Below are 14,711 nucleotides of genomic sequence, written 5' to 3'. Positions count from 1 at the left end.
CGGCGCCCGGGTCGACGACCGACCCGGGCGCCGTCGCGGCTAGGCTCGCAGGGTGAGCGCGGGCACCGGGGAGCTGTGGGGGACGATCGCCGGACCCGTCGACCACGAGCTGGTCGTCAAGAAGTCCCGCTTCCTCGCGCACCTCTCCCCCGTCCCGTCCGTCGCCGCGGCCGACGCCGTCGTCGCACGCGTGCGCAAGGAGCACTGGGACGCGCGCCACCACTGCGTCGCGCTCGTCGTCGGCCCGCACGCCGACCAGCAGCGCTCCACCGACGACGGCGAGCCCTCCGGCACCGCGGGCATCCCCATGCTCGAGGTGCTGCGGCACCGGCACGTGACCGACGTCGTCGCCGTCGTCACGCGGTACTTCGGCGGCGTCCTGCTCGGCGCGGGCGGCCTCGTGCGCGCCTACTCGAGCGCGGTGAGCGAGGCGCTCGACCTCGCGCGACCCGTGCGCCGCGCCGTGCTCACCGCGGTGCACGTCGACGTCCCGCACGCCGACGCCGGGCGGCTCCACGGCGTCCTGCGCGACTGGTGCGACCACCACGACGGCACGCTCGAGGGCGTCGACTACGGCACGACGGCCGCGTTCACCGTCCTCGTCCCCCCGGCCGAGCTCGACCGGTTCGACGCCGACCTCGCCGCCGCGTCGTCCGGCGCCCTCGTCGCGCGCCGCGGCGACAGCCGCGTCGTCGACGTCCCCGCCTGACCGCGCCCGCACAAGAACCCCGCACACCGCGCAGGAACCCCGCACACCGCGAGGTAGAGCCGTCGTCGCGCGAGGTAGAGCCGTCGTCGCGCGAGGTAGAGGCCCGGTCACGCGAAGTAGAGCCGTCGTCGCGTGACGCAGAGCTGCTCGCAGGTCGATGCTTGCTCGCTCGACCCGTCGGTGCAGGCGACCACGACAAGCTGGGCCGCCACCGCCGTCGGGCCGAGAGGCGAGGCGAGGCGAGGCGAGGGCAGCGCACCCGCCCGGCGCCTGCAGTGCCCGGCCGACCACGCCTCTACCCCGGCGGACCAGGCCTCTACCTCGGCCGACCACGCCTCTGCCCCGGCGGACCACGCCTCTACCTCGGCCGACCGGGGCTCTACCTCGGCCGACCGGGGCTCTACCTCGGCCGACCCGGGCTCTGCCTCCGCGTCAGGCGCTGAGGCCGTCCGGGCCGACGACGGCGCCGTCGGGGACGCGGGCGGAGCCGCCCGGGTCGGCGAGCTCGGCCTCGCCGGTGACGGTCACGCCGGAGCCGAAGGTCCAGTCCCCGCGCACCGTGAGCGAGCGGGCTGCGCGCAGGGACGGGGTGCCGTCGTCGAACCGGGCGTCGAACGCGGCGATGGTCTTGTAGTGGGCCGGGTCGAGGTCCACGAACGGGGCGTCGGTACGCGCGACGAACCGGTACGCGTCGTCGAGGTCGTAGACGTCGGAGCGGAGCACGAGGAGGTCGTTCGTCGTCTTCACCGGCAGGAACCGGTCGCGGCCGACCTCGATCGCGACGGCGCCGTCGAACACCTCGACCGCGGCCCCCATGGCGGACTCGATCTGCACGACCTCGGGCGACGACGGGTCGGTCGGGTCGACGGTCTTGGTGTTCTTGATGAGCGGGAGCTCGAGCACCCCGCCGGTGCGGTCGAGCTCGGCCGACAGCGCCTCGAGGTCGAACCACAGGTTGTTGGTGTTGAAGTACCGGTGCCGGCCGATGTCGGCGGCGGCGTCCTGGTCGTCGGCCGGGGTCTGCGCCGTCTCACGCAGGACGAGGCGCCCGTCGCTGCGGCGCACGACGAGGTGACCGCCCTTGCGGTCCGCGGGCGTGCGGCGTGCGACCTCGGCCGCGAACGGCGCCCCGCTCGCGGCGAACCAGCCGGCCATCGCGGCGTCGGGCGCGGCGCCGAGGTTGTCGGAGTTCGAGACGCTCGCGTAGCGGTACCCGGCGTCGAGCAAGGCGCGCAGCGCGCCGGACGCGTAGAGGGCGGTGTACAGGTCGCCGTGGCCGGGCGGGCACCACTCCAGCTCCGGGTCGGCGGGCCAGTCGACGGGCGTGAGGTCGCTCGCGAGGAGCTTGGGCTCGCGGTTCTGCAGGAAGTCGAGCGGGAGGTCGCCGACGGCGAGGTCGTCGTGCGGGGCGAGCGCGGCGAGCGTGTCGGCCTGTGTGCGGAACGAGTTCATGAGCAGCAGCGGCAGCGGCGCCCCGGTCGCGCGCCGCGCGGCGCGCACCTGCGCGACGATGACGTCGAGGAAGGTCAGCGGCCCGCCGTCGGGGTGCTGGGGGTCGGCGTCGCGCACGGTGAGGAGCGACTTGGCGCGGTCCATGCCCATCGACGTCCCGAGGCCGCCGTTGAGCTTGATGACCGCCGTGCGGCGCAGCGCCTCGCGGGCGGCGTCCTCGGGCACCTCGAGCTCGTCGCGGTGCGTGACGTCGGTGAGGGGCTCGACGTCGGACTCGGGGATCATGCCGGTCGCGCCGGACTCGAGGAGCCGGTAGAACCGGGCGAAGACGTCGATGGCGGCGGGCGCGACGCCCGCGTCACGCATGCGGTCGGTGGACTGGCTCAGGCCCTGGCTGCTCATGCCCCGATGGTAGGGGCGTGACGCGGTCGTGGCCCGGCGCGGGGACGGGCGGACCACGGGTGAGACAGGGCTCACAGCCCTACCGTGGGCAGATGGCGGACGTCCTGCCCGACGACGTGGCGACCTGGCTCGGGTCGTGGTTCTGGGCGCCCGGCTACGACGTCGCGCGCGAGGTGCTGCAGCGCGGCACGGCGGCGGTCCTCGTCGTCGCGTTCGTCGTCGTCGCGCGGCAGTGGCGCCCGCTGCTGGGCGAGCGCGGGCTGCTGCCCGCCGCGACGTTCGTGGCACGCACGACGTGGCGCGACGCCCCGAGCCTGCTCCGGTGGCGGTGCTCGGACCGGTTCGTCGTCGCCCTCGCGTGGGGCGGGGCGGGGCTGGCGGCGCTCCTCGTCGTCGGGGTCCCGCAGCGCGGGCCGTGGTGGCTGACGACGCTCGCCTTCCTCGTGCTGTGGGCCGTCTACCTGTCGGTGGTGAACGTCGGGCAGCGGTTCTACGGGTTCGGCTGGGAGTCGCTCCTGTGCGAGGTGACGTTCCTCGTGGGGTGGCTGGGCTCGTCCGGCGAGGGCGCCCCTCCCCCGCTGCTCGTCCTGCTCCTCGCCCGCTGGTGCCTGTTCCGGCTCGAGCTCGGCGCGGGACTCATCAAGCTCCGCGGGGACCGCGCGTGGCGCGACCTCACGGCCCTGGAGTACCACCACGAGACGCAGCCCCTCCCCGGCCCGTTCTCGTGGCACGCGCACCACCTGCCGCGGTGGTGGCACCGCGTCGAGGTGGCGGGCAACCATGTGACGCAGCTCGTCGTGCCGTTCGCGCTCTTCGCGCCGCAGCCGGTCGCGAGCGTCGCGGGCGGGGTCGTGGTGCTCACGCAGGCGTGGCTGCTCGTGACGGGGAACTTCGCGTGGCTGAACTGGCTGACGATCGTGCTCGGGCTCGGCGTCGTGAGCGACGGCGCGTGGGCCGCCGTCGGGTCGTGGCTCGTGCCCGCGCTCGGCCGCGGCGAGGCTCCGGTGCCCGACGGCGGCGCCGCCCTGGGCGGCCCGGTCACCCTCGTCGTGGCCGTGCTCGCGGTGTCGGCGCTCCTGCTCGTCCTCGGCGTGCGCCCGGCGCGGAACCTCGTCGCGCGCCGGCAGCTCATGAACGCGGGCTTCGAGCCGTTCCGCCTCGTCAACGCGTACGGCGCGTTCGGCTCGGTCTCGCGGCGTCGCGACGAGGTCGTCGTGGAGGGGACGACGGCCCGCTCCCCCGGTCCCGACGACTGGGTCGAGTACGCCTTCCGGGGCAAGCCGGGCGACGTGGCCCGCCGTCCGCCGCAGGTCGCGCCCTACCACCTGCGGCTGGACTGGCAGATGTGGTTCCTCGCGCTCGGGTCGCCCGGCACGCGGTGGTTCGAGGTGCTGCTGCTCCGGCTCCTGGAGGCCGACCGCCCGACCCTGCGCCTGCTCGCGGCGGACCCGTTCGCCGACGATCCCGACGGACCCGCCCCGCGCTGGGTGCGGGCCCGCGTCTTCCGTTACCGGTACACGACGCGCGCCGAGCGGCGACGCACCGGCGACTGGTGGGTGCGCGAGGAGCGCGGGGCGCTCGTCGACCCGGTGGACCGCGAGCGGCTGCGGCTGCTCCTGGGCCCGCGGGCGTGAGCGGCCGGCGGGCGCGGCCGATCCCGTCCGGGGTGGCCGCGACGACGACCCGGCAGTGTCCTACTCGAAGCGGGACGGGTCGCCCGCGCCGACGCGCACGACCTCGGGGGCGCCGTCGGAGAAGTCGACGACCGTCGTCGGCTCGCTGCCCCGCTCGCCGCCGTCCACGACCGCGTCGACGACGTGGTCGAGCTCCTCCTTGATGGCCCAGCCGTCGGTGAGCGCCTCGGTCGAGCCCGGGAGGATGAGCGAGCTCGACAGGATCGGCTCCCCGAGCGCGGCGACGATGGCCTGGGCGACGGTGTCCTCGGGGATGCGGACGCCCACGGTCTTCTTCTTCGGGTGCGCGAGGCGGCGCGGGACCTCCGACGTCGCGCGCAGGATGAACGTGTACGGGCCCGGGGTGGCGGCCTTGATCGACCGGAACGCCGCGTTGTCGACCATGACGAAGTGGCCGAGCTGGGCGAAGTCGGCGCACACGAGCGTGAAGTGGTGCCGGTCGTCGAGGTGGCGGATGCGGCGGATGCGGTCGGCGCCCTCGCGGTCGTCCATGCGGCAGCCGAGCGCGTAGCCGGAGTCGGTCGGGTAGGCCACGAGGCCGCCGTCCTCGAGGAGGGCGACGACCTGCGCGATCGCGCGCGGCTGCGGGTTGTCGGGGTGCACGTCGAGGTAGCGGGCCATGGGGCGAGCCTAGGCCCGGGGCCGCGGTCCGGCCGCCGGGACCGCCGTCGTCGCGCGCTCCGGCTCCGAGGCGGCTACCGGGGCAGGTGCGCGGAGACGCGGCGCAGCTCCGCCGGGCTCGCGTTCCCGCCCGAGCAGACGACGCCGACGCGGCGCCCGGCGAACCGGGCGGGGTCGGCGAGGACGGCGGCGAGGGCGGCCGCGCCCGCGCCCTCGGCGACGGTCCGCGCCGCGGTGAGGTAGAGCGCGGCGGCGCGGTCGATCGTGTCGTCGTCGACGAGCACGAAGTCGTCGAGGTGCTCGCGCAGGACGGCCTGGGTGAGCGCGAAGCCGGTGCCGGTGGCGAGGCCCTCGGCGCGCGAGGTGTTGGGCCGGGCGACGAGGTCGCGCGCGCGCCACGAGTCGTGCGCGGCGGGCGAGGCGGCCGACTGGACGGCGACCACCTCGAGCCCGGGGGCGAGCGCCTGGGCGACGAGGCACGCCGCGGCAGCGCCGCTCCCCCCGCCCACGGGGACCACGAGCACGTCGAGGTCCGGCGCGTCGGCGAGGAGCTCGAGGTACGCCGTCGCGACCCCGGCGACGAGGAGCGGCTCGTTCGCCGCGCTGACGAGCCGGGACCCGTCCTCGCCCGCGAGCGCCGTGGCGTGCTCGCGGGCGTCGTCGAAGGTGGTGCCGGTGAGGACGAGGCGGGCGCCGAGGTCGCGGACGGCGTCGGCCTTGGTGGGGTTGGGGTGGGTGGGCATGACGATGGTGCAGGGGGTGGCGGTGGTGCGGGCTGCGTGGGCGACGGCCTGGGCGTGGTTGCCGGTGGAGAAGGCGGTGACGCCGTGGGTGCGCTCGTCGGGGGTGAGGCGCAGGAGGAGGTTGAGGGCGCCGCGGACCTTGAAGGCTCCGGTGGGCTGGTGGTTCTCGTGCTTGACGACGACGTGGGTGCCGGTGGCGCGGTCGAGCGCGGGGTAGCTGCGGGTGGGGGTGGGCCGGAGGTGGGTGGCGAGGAGGCGGCGGGCGTCGAGGACGTCGCGCATCGTGGGCGGGGCGAGGTCTGCGGGGGGCACGGGTCCACGGTGCCGCGAGGCGTCTCATCGGTCCAATGCCTGTTCTGTGGCGACTGATCGACGGGATCTATGCTTCGCGCAGGAGGGTGGGGACGTGGACCTGACGCGGTTGCGGGTGCTGGCGGCGGTGGCGCGCGAGGGCTCGGTGACGGGAGCGGCGCGTGCGCTGCACTATGCGCAGCCGTCGGTGAGCCATCATCTGGCGCGCCTGGAGGCGGAGGTGGGGGTGCCGCTGACGGAGCGGCACGGCCGGGGCGTGCGGCTGACGGCGGCGGGTCGGCTGCTCGCGGCGCGGGCGGACGAGATCCTGGGGCGCGTGGGCGCGGCGCGCGAGGAGCTGGACGCCCTGGTGTCGTTGTCGGCGGGTCGGGTGCGCCTGGCGGCGTTCCCGTCGGCGCTGGCGACGCTGGTGCCCGACGTCGTGGGTCGCCTGGCGCGCGAGCACCCGGGTCTGGGCGTGGGGCTGGTGGAGGCGGAGCCGCCTGAGGCGCTGGACGCGCTGCGGCGCGGTGCGGTGGACGTGGCGCTGGTGTTCGAGCACGACCGGTCGCCGCTGGACGTGGAGGGGCTGCGCGCGGTGCCGGTGCTCGCGGAGGAGCTGTTCCTCGTGCGGGCGGGGTCCGGTCCGCAGCCGGGGACGGACCCCGGGAGGGACTCCGCCACGGACGAGGCCGCGGCGTCGTCAGGGGAGGTGGACCTCGCGCCGCTCGCGGACGCGGCGTGGATCGCGGGCTGCGAGCGGTGCCGGGCGGACCTGGTGGGCCGGTGCGAGCGGGCGGGGTTCACGCCGCGCGTCGCGTTCGAGACGGACGACTACGTCGCGGTGCAGGCGCTCGTGGCGTCGGGCGTGGGGGTGTCGCTGCTGCCCGCGCTGGCGCTGCGGGCGCACCGGGACCCGCGGGTGACGGTGCGGGCGCTGCCGGGGGCGGCGCGGCGCGTGCTCGTGGTCACGTACGGGGAGCGTCGGTCCCCGGGTGCGGCGGCCGTGGTCGAGGGTCTGGTGCGCGCGGCCGGCTGACCGTCATGCGGGCTGACCGTCAGCCGGGCACGACGACGGCGGGCGCCGCGAGGACGAGCAGCACGACGCACACGCCCGCGACGGCCATGGAGAGCGCGAACGGGGCGCGGCTGCGCGGGCGCACGACCCCGACGGCGCCGGCGGCGAGGGCGAGCACGACGGCGACGGCGCCCAGGGCCCACGTCACGGGGCCGGGGGCCGTGGGCGGTGCGGTCACGACGAGCGCGGACGCCGCGGCGAGCAGCACGGGCGCGAGCACGGAGCTCGCGCGGCGCCCGAGCCGGTGCGGCAGGCCGCGCACGCCCGTGGCGGCGTCGTCCTCGAGGTCGGGCAGCGTGTTCGCGACGTGCGCGCCGACGCCGAGCAGCGCGGCGGCCGCGACGGCCCACGGGGCGGGGCGGCCCTCCCCGGGGGCGGCGAGCACGACGAACACGGCGAGCAGCCCGAAGGAGACGGCGTACGGGGCCCAGGACCACCACGTGGCCTTGAGCAGCGCGTTGTACGACCACGCGACCCCGACGGCGACGACGTGCACCGCCCCGGGCAGCAGCCCGGTCGCGAGGGACAGCACGACGCACGCGCCGAGCGCCACGAGCGCCGCGGCACGCAGGGTGGCCGCCGTGACGAGGCCCGTGACCACGGGCTTGTCGGCGCGACCGACGGCGACGTCGCGGCGCGCGTCGAGCCAGTCGTTCGACCAGCCGACGGAGAGCTGGCCGGTGAGGACGGCGAGCGCGACGAGCGTCGTCGTGCGGGCGCCGGCGCCGATGCCCGCGGAGAGCGCGAGGGCGAACGCGGTGACCATCACGGTGGGCGGGAAGTGGCTCGCGACCACGAGGCCGCGCACGAGCCCTCGCGAGCGACCGGTCACCATGGCGGCAACCTAGCCCGCCGCCGGGTCGCGCGCCCGGCGCCCGGGCTCGTCGCCGCGGCGCACCCCTCCCCCCGCGCGGGCGGACCGGGCCGGTGGGACGATGCGGGCATGTCGCGCGTCGTCGCCGTCGGGACCTCGCTTCCCGCGCATGCGTACCGCCAGGACGAGATCTCCCGGGTCACGAGCGAGCTGCTCACCGACGACCCGGTGCGCCGTGCGCTCACGCGCCGGCTGCACGCCCACGCGGGCGTCGAGACCCGTCATCTCGCGCTGCCCCTGGAGGACTACGGCGGACTGTCGTTCGGCTCGGCCAACGACGCCTTCCTCGCGCTCGGGACCGACCTCGCGGAGCAGGCGTGCCGCGCGGCGCTCGACGACGCGGGCCTGCGCCCGGACGAGGTCGACCACGTGGTCCTCACGACCGTCACCGGCGTGGGCGCGCCGACGCTCGACGTGCTCGTCGCGGCCCGGCTCGGCCTGCGACCGGACGTGCGCCGCACGCCGTCGTTCGGGTGGGGCTGCGCCGGGGGCGCGGCGGGCCTGGCGCGGGCGGACGACCTGCTGCGGGGACGCCCGCGGGACGTCGCGCTCCTCGTCGCCGTCGAGCTGTGCTCCCTGACGCTGCAGCGCACCGACCCGTCGACGGCGAACATCGTGGCGTCGGGCCTGTTCGGCGACGGCGCGGGGGCGGCCGTCCTCGTCGGGGACGAGCACCGCCTCGCCCGCCGCCCGGGCCCGTACGGACGGGCAGGCGCGGGCGTGCACGCCCGGGGCGTGCGCGTCGTCGACTCGCGCTCGCACCTGCACGCGGGCACGACGGGCGACCTGGGGTGGCGCGTCGGCGACACAGGGTTCGAGATCGTGCTGTCGGCGCGTCTGCCGGAGCTCATCGGGGCGCACCTGCTGGGCGACGTCAAGGCCCTGCTCGCCGAGCACGACCTCGAGCCCGGCGACGTCGGGGCGTGGGTCGTGCACGCGGGCGGCCCGCGCGTCCTGGACGCGGTGCGCGAGACCCTGGGACTCGCCGAGGAGGAGCTCGCGCTCAGCCGGGCGTCCCTGCGCGACGTGGGGAACCTGTCGTCGGCGTCGGTGATGCACGTGCTCGGCGCGACCCTGGCCCGCACGGACGTGCCGCCCGGCGCGCCGGCCGTCCTCATGGCGTTCGGGCCCGGGGTGAGCACCGAGCTCGTCCTGCTGCGGCTCGACGGCCGCGGCCCCCGCCGGGCGCACGGGCCCGGTCACGCGGGCGGGCACGCGGTCGCGCGAGCCGAGGAGGTCCAGGGATGAGCCTCGCCTGGTACGTGGTGCTCGTGGGCGCCACCGCCGTCGAGCGGCTCGCCGAGCTCGTCGTCTCCACCCGCAACGCCCGCTGGTCGTTCGCCCGGGGCGGCGTCGAGTCCGGCCGCGGCCACTTCCCCGCAATGGTCGCCCTGCACACGGGTCTGCTGATCGCGTGCGTGGCCGAGGCGTGGCTCGCCGACCGCCCGTTCCTGCCGTGGCTCGGCTGGCCCATGCTCGTCCTCGTGCTCGCGAGCCAGGGCCTGCGCTGGTGGTGCATCGCGACCCTCGGGCCGCGGTGGAACACGCGCGTCATCGTCGTGCCGGGCCTGCCGCTCGTCGCACGCGGCCCCTACCGGTGGCTGCGCCACCCCAACTACGTCGCCGTCGTGGTCGAGGGCGTCGCGCTGCCGCTCGTGCACTCGTGCTGGATCACGGCCGTCGCGTTCACGCTGCTCAACGCCGTGCTGCTCGCCCGCTTCCGCATCCCTGCCGAGGAGCGCGCCCTCGCCCGCGCGACCGCGGGCGGCGCCGCCGCGCACCCGGCCGTGCCGTGACCCCTCCCCGGTCGACCGACCGCCGCACGACCGACCGCGACGTCGACGTGCTGGTCGTCGGCGGCGGGCCCGTCGGGCTCGCCGCCGCCCTGCACGCCCGCCGCGCCGGGCACGACGTCCTCGTGGTCGACCGCCGCGCGGGCGTCATCGACAAGGCGTGCGGCGAGGGGCTGCTCCCCGGCGCGCTCGCCGCGGTCCTCGCCCTCGGCGTCGACCCGCCGGGCCACCCGCTCGCCGGCATCAGCTACCGCGACGCCACCCGCCACGCCGACCACCCGTTCGCCGCCGGCCCGGGCCGCGGCGTCCGGCGCACCGCGCTGCACGCCGCCCTGCGCGAGCGCGCGCTCGCCGAGGGCGTCACGATCGAGCACGCCACGCTCCGGACCCTGCGCCAGGACGCCCGCGGGGTCGACGTCGTGCTCGGCGCGGCGCGCGCACCCGCCGGAGAGGCACCCGGGCCGGACGGCGGCGCGGACGAGGTCGTGCGGGCCGCCCGCGTGCTCGGCTGCGACGGACTGCACTCCACCGTGCGCCGTCTGACCGGCCTCGACGCCCCGCCGCACGGGCGCGCCCGGTTCGGCCTGCGCACCCACTACCGGCTCGCCCCGTGGAGCGACCTCGTCGAGGTGCACTGGGCACCGGACGCCGAGGCGTACGTCACCCCGGTCGCGCCCGACATCGTCGGCGTCGCCGTCCTCACCCACCGCGACGGCGCCCGCGGCACACCGCAGGACGCGCACCACGGGCTCGACGCGTTCGGCGAGCTCACGGACCGCGTGCGCGACGCCCCCGTGCTCGGGCGCGTCCGCGGCGCGGGGCCGCTGCGCCAGCGCGCCCGACGCCGCACCGCCGGGCACGTGCGCCTCGTGGGCGACGCGTCCGGGTACGTCGACGCGCTCACCGGCGAGGGCGTGCGCGTCGGGCTCGCCCAGGCCGAGGCCGCCGTGCGTCACCTCGACGACCCGGCCGGGTACGAGCGCGCCTGGTCCCGCGCCACGCGCGACTACCGCGTCCTCACCTCCGGGCTGCTCGCCTGGGCGGGCAGCCCCGCCCGCCGCGCGATCGTGCCCGCCGCGAGCGCCGCGCCGTGGCTGTACGGGGCGGTCGTGGAGCGCCTGGCCCGCTGACGGGCGGCTCCGTGCCGGTCGCGGTACCCGCCCGCCGCCCTCGTCCGGCGAGCAGCCCGTCGTCTCGCCACGCCCCGGTGTGGGCGCCCACCGCTACCGTGCGGCCATGACCTCGCTCGACCTGCACGTCGTCCCCGACCGCTTCCTGCTCGGCCACGTCCCGGGCGCCACGTTCCCCGAGGACGACGAGTGGGTCGCGCTCGTGCGCGCCCCCGAAGGGCTCACGGTCGTGCGGCACGCCTCGCCGTTCGACGACGCCGAGCGGTGGGCGGGCTTCTACGGCTCGGCGCACGGGCTGGAGACGTCGGGCGTGCTCGCGTCCGTCGTCGGGCCGCTGGGCGAGGCGGGTGTACCGGTGTTCGTCGCGTCCACGTTCCACGCGGACCTCGTGCTGGTCCCGGAGGTGCGGCTCGAGCAGGCCACCCGAGTGCTGCGCGACGCCGGTCACGCGGTCGCCGCTCCTCGGTGACCCCGGGTCGCCGCCCGTCGTCGTGCGCGGTCCCCGTACCGGTAGCATGCGCGGATGCGAGCGCGAGGGTGGGTGGCGGCAGCGGCCGTGGTGCTGAGCACGGCGGTCCTGGTCGGGTGCGGGTCCGGCGGTGCGGGCCCGGCGGACGGGACCGAGGGACCGGAGGCGGCGAGCAGCGCTGCGCCGTCGCCCGCCACGGACGCCCCGGCGCAGGACGGCGCCCCGGACGACGCCGCGACCTGCGTCGCCTTCAGCGACGTCATGACGATCGTGGAGAACGCCGACCTCGGCCTCGCCGACGGCCGCATGGCGGAGCAGGAGCGGGACGGCTGGTACAGGCTCGCCACCCGCGTGCTCGGCCGCCTGCCGTCCGGCGGGGACAGCGCCGTGCAGACGGCGGTCGGTGACCTCCAGGCGGCCGCGCCGGCCGTCGCGGTCGGGACGTTCGCCGAGTCGACCGGCGTGGGCTCCCCGGAGTGGTCGCAGGCCCAGGCAGACCTCGGCGACGCGTGCGAGGCGCTCGGGACTCCGCTGACGATCGCCCCGTTCACCGGCGGCTAGCCCGACGCCCGGCCGGCGCGCCACCGCGCTCAGCGGCGCAGCCGGTCAGCCCGGCGCCGCCGCCTTCTCCGCCCGGTCGAGCAGGTCGCGCGCGCGGTCGCGCGGCAGGAACGCGAGGAGCGCGTCCTTCTCCCCCACGCGCACCCGCTCCGCCACCTCGAAGCCGAGGGCCCGCATCCGGGTGTGCGCCCGCTCGTTCGCCGCGTCCGGCTCGACGACGATCCGGTCCACCCGCGGGTCGGCGAGGCAGAACGCGACGACCAGCGGCCCGACGGCGGCCCACAGGTCCGTCCCGCGCGGACCGCGCCCGCCGAGCAGGAAGTGCAGCCCGACGTCGCCCGGCGCCACCGCGTACGCCTCCCCGACGGGGTCGTGCTCCGGCTCGTAGGTCTGCAGGAGCGCGACGGGGGTGTCGTCCCATCGCACGAGGAACGCGTGGTGCGTCGGCAGCGAGCCGACGTAGGCGTACAGGTCGCGCAGCTCCGTCCGGGACAGGTCCCCGAGTCCCCAGAACCGTGCCCACGGCCGGGTCACCCAGGCGTGCAGGACGTCCAGGTCGGCGTCCGGGTCGAGGGCGCGGAGCGTCAGGCGCCCTCCGCCCGGCGCGTGGTGCGTGAGGAGCAGCTCCCCGGGCGCGCCGGTGCGCAGGCGGCCGGGGGCGGGCGGGTCGGTCGTGGTCATCGGGTCTCCTCGTGGCGCAGCAGGGCCCAGTCGGTCACGACGGGCACGGTCTCGGCGTCGGCCCAGGCGGCGAGCCGGTCGGCGAAGTGGGGCGAGCGCGGGTCGCCGCTCGCGCCGAACGGCACGCCCCAGCGGCTCGCGTCCCGGTCGGCGAGGTCCCACACCCAGCGCGCGACCGACCCGCGCACGCACACGTCGCTGACCCCCGGCACGCTCGCGGTGCAGCGCACGGTGTCCGTGTCGCCCCCGAGCGGCACGTCCGGCACGCGCGGGACCGGCGCGCCCGGCACGTCGAGGAGCACGTGCAGCCCGAGCACGCGGTGGGTGTCGCCCCACACCGGCGCCGGGCCCGGCTCGTCGTCCCGCGCCCGCACGACGTCGGCGAGCGCGGCCCACGCGAGCGCGGCGCCGTCGATCCCGAGCCACGCGGCGCCGAGGAGCGCGGGCAGCGCGTCGGCGACGCGCGCGGTGACCGACAGCCACGGCGCGAAGACCGGGTCGAGGCCGTGGGGCGCGTGCAGAGGCGCGAGCGCGGGGTGCGCCGCGACCCGGCCGACGAGCGCGCCGCGCCAGGACGCGAAGAGCGCCGCGTCGGCGCTGTCCGCGTCCATGCGGCGGTCCCACGCGCGCAGCCGGGCCGCCGCGCGGACCGTCGCGGGGTCGGGACGCGCGGTCGTGCTGCCGTCGGCCCCGGCCGCGCCCGGGGCGCGAGCGTCGCGGTCGAGCCACCCGAGCAGGTCGTCCGCGCCGCCGAGCAGCGTGTCCGCGTGGACGCGCGACTGGTTCGCCGCGGTCGCGTCGTCGCCCGCGGCCGCGAGGAGCGCCCGGATCCGGCGAGCGCGGTGCGGCGGGGCGTACGTGCGGCCCAGGTCGAGGTCGGGCCGCGCGGGCCGCTCGTTCGCGTCGACCGCGACGTCGTCGACGACCACGGGCGGGGGCGGCACGACCCACGGGCGGGCGCGCCCGGCGTCGGCCCACCCCGGCAGGGGCAGCGCGCGCTCGGCCGGGTCACGGCGGGGCGCGCGCCCCGCCGTCACCGACAGCACGGTCGCGCGGTCCGCCGCCAGCACGCGGTCGACCGGGTCGACCCACGTCGCGAACGCGTCCGTGACGTCGCGCGCCGACCCGGCCCGCAGGAGCCGTCGCCACGCGGCGACCCCGAGGTCGGCGTCCACGCGAGCGGGCAGGCGCACCGCGAACGTCCGGCCCGGGTCGTCGGGGCCGCCCGTGACGACCACCCCACGCGCCGTCTCGATCGTCTCCACGCGGTGCTCGACCGGGCCGCCGACCGCGCGCACGCGAACCGTGGCGTGGACGACGTCCGCCGGCTCCGGACCGTCCGGCCCTTCCGCGACGACACCGCCGTCCGCGGTGCGGTGCAGCCGCTCCGCCACGACGTCCACGTGGTGCGCCATCGCGTTCGTCACGCCCCACGCCGCCGCGCCCGCGTGCCCGAAGTGCGGGACCCCCGGGACACCGGGGAAGGCGAGGCCGACGACGTCGTACGCGTCGCACGCCAGGCGCACCTGCTGGTAGACGCCCGGCAGCTCCAGGAGGCGGTGCGGGTCGCCCGCGAGCAGCGGCGCCCCGCCGCGCGTGTGGGCGCCCGCGAGCGCCCACGCGTTCGACCCCGAGCCGGGGCCGCCGTCGACGGCGAGCAGGTCGAGCACCGCGGTGGGGGGAACGTCGGGCCGGGACCGCGCGACGGCGGCCCCGAGCGTGCGCGCGACGTGGTCGCGCCACAGCACGTGCGGGAAGCCGGAGAACAGGACGTGCGCGACAAGGAAGACGCCGAGCGGCGCCCACGCGGGCCACCGCTCGTGCGGCGGCAGGTCGCCCCCGCCGTGCCAGGCCGGGTCGGCGAGAGCGTGCATCTCGGGCACGTCGCGCCCGCGCTCGAGACCGTCGTTCACGCCCGCGGTGTACGCGTCGACCCAGGCGCGGTCGTCGTCCGCGAGCGCCGCGTAGGCGCGACGCGCGGTGTCGGCGAGACGGACGCGGTGGGCGAACCGGTCCCACGCGAGGCCCGGCTCGCCCAGGCGCTCGGCGAGCCGTCCCTCGGCGCGCCACCGGTCGACCTCGATCTGCCAGCCGCGGTCGAGCGCGGTGACGTACCCCTGGCCGCGCGCGAGCGCGAGCTCGTCGGCGGCCCGCACGTGCGGGACGCCCCACGCGTCGCGGTGCACCGAGAACCCGCCGGGGCTCGCCGTCAC

General features: G+C 77.5%; 14 protein-coding genes. 8 read left to right on the top strand and 6 right to left on the bottom strand.

Annotation, left to right across the window (positions count from 1 at the left end; all coding sequences use genetic code 11):
• The first annotated feature begins 52 nt into the window (after window positions 1-52).
• On the top strand, window positions 53-709 hold the full coding sequence (locus BXA05_RS09780; protein WP_076404856.1) for a YigZ family protein: 657 nt from the start codon (window positions 53-55) through the stop codon (window positions 707-709).
• 432 nt (window positions 710-1,141) lie between these two features.
• On the opposite strand, the gene BXA05_RS09775 is transcribed toward BXA05_RS09780, so the two are convergent.
• On the bottom strand, window positions 1,142-2,563 hold the full coding sequence (locus BXA05_RS09775) for a UTP--glucose-1-phosphate uridylyltransferase (protein WP_076404855.1): 1,422 nt from the start codon (window positions 2,561-2,563) through the stop codon (window positions 1,142-1,144).
• A gap of 92 nt (window positions 2,564-2,655) precedes the next feature.
• On the opposite strand from BXA05_RS09775, the gene BXA05_RS09770 reads away from it, so the two are divergent.
• On the top strand, window positions 2,656-4,197 hold the full coding sequence (locus tag BXA05_RS09770) for a lipase maturation factor family protein (RefSeq protein ID WP_076404854.1): 1,542 nt from the start codon (window positions 2,656-2,658) through the stop codon (window positions 4,195-4,197).
• Between the two features lie 60 nt (window positions 4,198-4,257).
• On the opposite strand, the gene BXA05_RS09765 is transcribed toward BXA05_RS09770, so the two are convergent.
• Together BXA05_RS09765 and BXA05_RS09760 are read right to left on the bottom strand one after the other, a co-directional pair.
• Complete coding sequence (locus tag BXA05_RS09765; protein ID WP_076404853.1) at window positions 4,258-4,878, bottom strand: L-threonylcarbamoyladenylate synthase; 621 nt, start codon at window positions 4,876-4,878, stop codon at window positions 4,258-4,260.
• Window positions 4,879-4,952: 74 nt separating this feature from the next.
• Window positions 4,953-5,933, bottom strand: coding sequence for a threonine ammonia-lyase (locus BXA05_RS09760; RefSeq protein WP_244550432.1), 981 nt, complete (start codon window positions 5,931-5,933; stop codon window positions 4,953-4,955).
• Window positions 5,934-6,027: 94 nt separating this feature from the next.
• Here BXA05_RS09760 and BXA05_RS09755 point away from each other — a divergent pair, with 94 nt between their 5' ends.
• On the top strand, window positions 6,028-6,951 hold the full coding sequence (locus BXA05_RS09755; RefSeq protein WP_061268459.1) for a LysR substrate-binding domain-containing protein: 924 nt from the start codon (window positions 6,028-6,030) through the stop codon (window positions 6,949-6,951).
• A 19-nt stretch (window positions 6,952-6,970) separates the two neighbouring features.
• On the opposite strand, the gene BXA05_RS09750 is transcribed toward BXA05_RS09755, so the two are convergent.
• Entirely contained in the window at window positions 6,971-7,825 is an 855-nt protein-coding gene (locus tag BXA05_RS09750; protein ID WP_076404852.1) for a UbiA family prenyltransferase, read from the bottom strand.
• Window positions 7,826-7,933: 108 nt separating this feature from the next.
• Between BXA05_RS09750 and BXA05_RS09745 the strand changes: the two genes are divergently transcribed.
• The 5 genes from BXA05_RS09745 (at window position 7,934) to BXA05_RS09725 (ending at window position 11,817) form a co-directional block, all read left to right on the top strand.
• Complete coding sequence (locus tag BXA05_RS09745; protein ID WP_076404851.1) at window positions 7,934-9,112, top strand: type III polyketide synthase; 1,179 nt, start codon at window positions 7,934-7,936, stop codon at window positions 9,110-9,112.
• The gene (locus tag BXA05_RS09740) at window positions 9,109-9,660 is read left to right on the top strand and encodes an isoprenylcysteine carboxyl methyltransferase family protein (RefSeq protein WP_076404850.1); all 552 of its coding nucleotides are present in this window, start codon (window positions 9,109-9,111) and stop codon (window positions 9,658-9,660) included. The genes BXA05_RS09745 and BXA05_RS09740 overlap by 4 nt, the downstream gene beginning before the upstream one ends.
• Window positions 9,657-10,787, top strand: coding sequence for an NAD(P)/FAD-dependent oxidoreductase (locus BXA05_RS09735; RefSeq protein WP_076404849.1), 1,131 nt, complete (start codon window positions 9,657-9,659; stop codon window positions 10,785-10,787). Before BXA05_RS09740 ends, BXA05_RS09735 begins: the two co-directional genes overlap by 4 nt.
• A gap of 106 nt (window positions 10,788-10,893) precedes the next feature.
• Window positions 10,894-11,256, top strand: a complete 363-nt coding sequence (locus tag BXA05_RS09730; RefSeq protein ID WP_034652603.1) for an ACT domain-containing protein — start codon at window positions 10,894-10,896, stop codon at window positions 11,254-11,256.
• Between the two features lie 54 nt (window positions 11,257-11,310).
• The gene (locus BXA05_RS09725) at window positions 11,311-11,817 is read left to right on the top strand and encodes a hypothetical protein (RefSeq protein ID WP_143311117.1); all 507 of its coding nucleotides are present in this window, start codon (window positions 11,311-11,313) and stop codon (window positions 11,815-11,817) included.
• Between the two features lie 45 nt (window positions 11,818-11,862).
• Here BXA05_RS09725 and BXA05_RS09720 read toward each other — a convergent pair whose 3' ends face one another.
• Window positions 11,863-12,498: a GNAT family N-acetyltransferase gene (locus tag BXA05_RS09720; protein WP_083711780.1), complete on the bottom strand. Its 636-nt coding sequence runs from the start codon at window positions 12,496-12,498 to the stop codon at window positions 11,863-11,865.
• Window positions 12,495-14,711 carry a penicillin acylase family protein gene (locus BXA05_RS09715; RefSeq protein ID WP_083711779.1) on the bottom strand — a complete coding sequence of 739 codons (2,217 nt, stop codon included), beginning with the start codon at window positions 14,709-14,711 and terminating at the stop codon, window positions 12,495-12,497. Before BXA05_RS09715 ends, BXA05_RS09720 begins: the two co-directional genes overlap by 4 nt.

It is taken from the genome of Cellulosimicrobium funkei (genome assembly GCF_900155925.1).
GTDB classification, from domain to species: Bacteria; Actinomycetota; Actinomycetes; order Actinomycetales; family Cellulomonadaceae; genus Cellulosimicrobium; species Cellulosimicrobium funkei.
The sequence above is the reverse complement of the archived record's forward strand: the minus strand, read 5'-3'. Positions and strand labels throughout refer to the sequence as shown.

Bases quoted from the DNA above. Each gene is read 5' to 3' on its own strand.
- BXA05_RS09775 (WP_076404855.1), bottom strand. From the start codon at position 2,563: ATGAGCAGCCAGGGCCTGAGCCAGTCCACCGACCGCATGCGTGACGCG.
- BXA05_RS09770 (WP_076404854.1), top strand. From the start codon at position 2,656: ATGGCGGACGTCCTGCCCGACGACGTGGCGACCTGGCTCGGGTCGTGG.
- BXA05_RS09730 (WP_034652603.1), top strand. From the start codon at position 10,894: ATGACCTCGCTCGACCTGCACGTCGTCCCCGACCGCTTCCTGCTCGGC.
- BXA05_RS09725 (WP_143311117.1), top strand. From the start codon at position 11,311: ATGCGAGCGCGAGGGTGGGTGGCGGCAGCGGCCGTGGTGCTGAGCACG.
- BXA05_RS09765 (WP_076404853.1), bottom strand. From the start codon at position 4,878: ATGGCCCGCTACCTCGACGTGCACCCCGACAACCCGCAGCCGCGCGCG.
- BXA05_RS09740 (WP_076404850.1), top strand. From the start codon at position 9,109: ATGAGCCTCGCCTGGTACGTGGTGCTCGTGGGCGCCACCGCCGTCGAG.
- BXA05_RS09750 (WP_076404852.1), bottom strand. From the start codon at position 7,825: ATGGTGACCGGTCGCTCGCGAGGGCTCGTGCGCGGCCTCGTGGTCGCG.
- BXA05_RS09745 (WP_076404851.1), top strand. From the start codon at position 7,934: ATGTCGCGCGTCGTCGCCGTCGGGACCTCGCTTCCCGCGCATGCGTAC.
- BXA05_RS09720 (WP_083711780.1), bottom strand. From the start codon at position 12,498: ATGACCACGACCGACCCGCCCGCCCCCGGCCGCCTGCGCACCGGCGCG.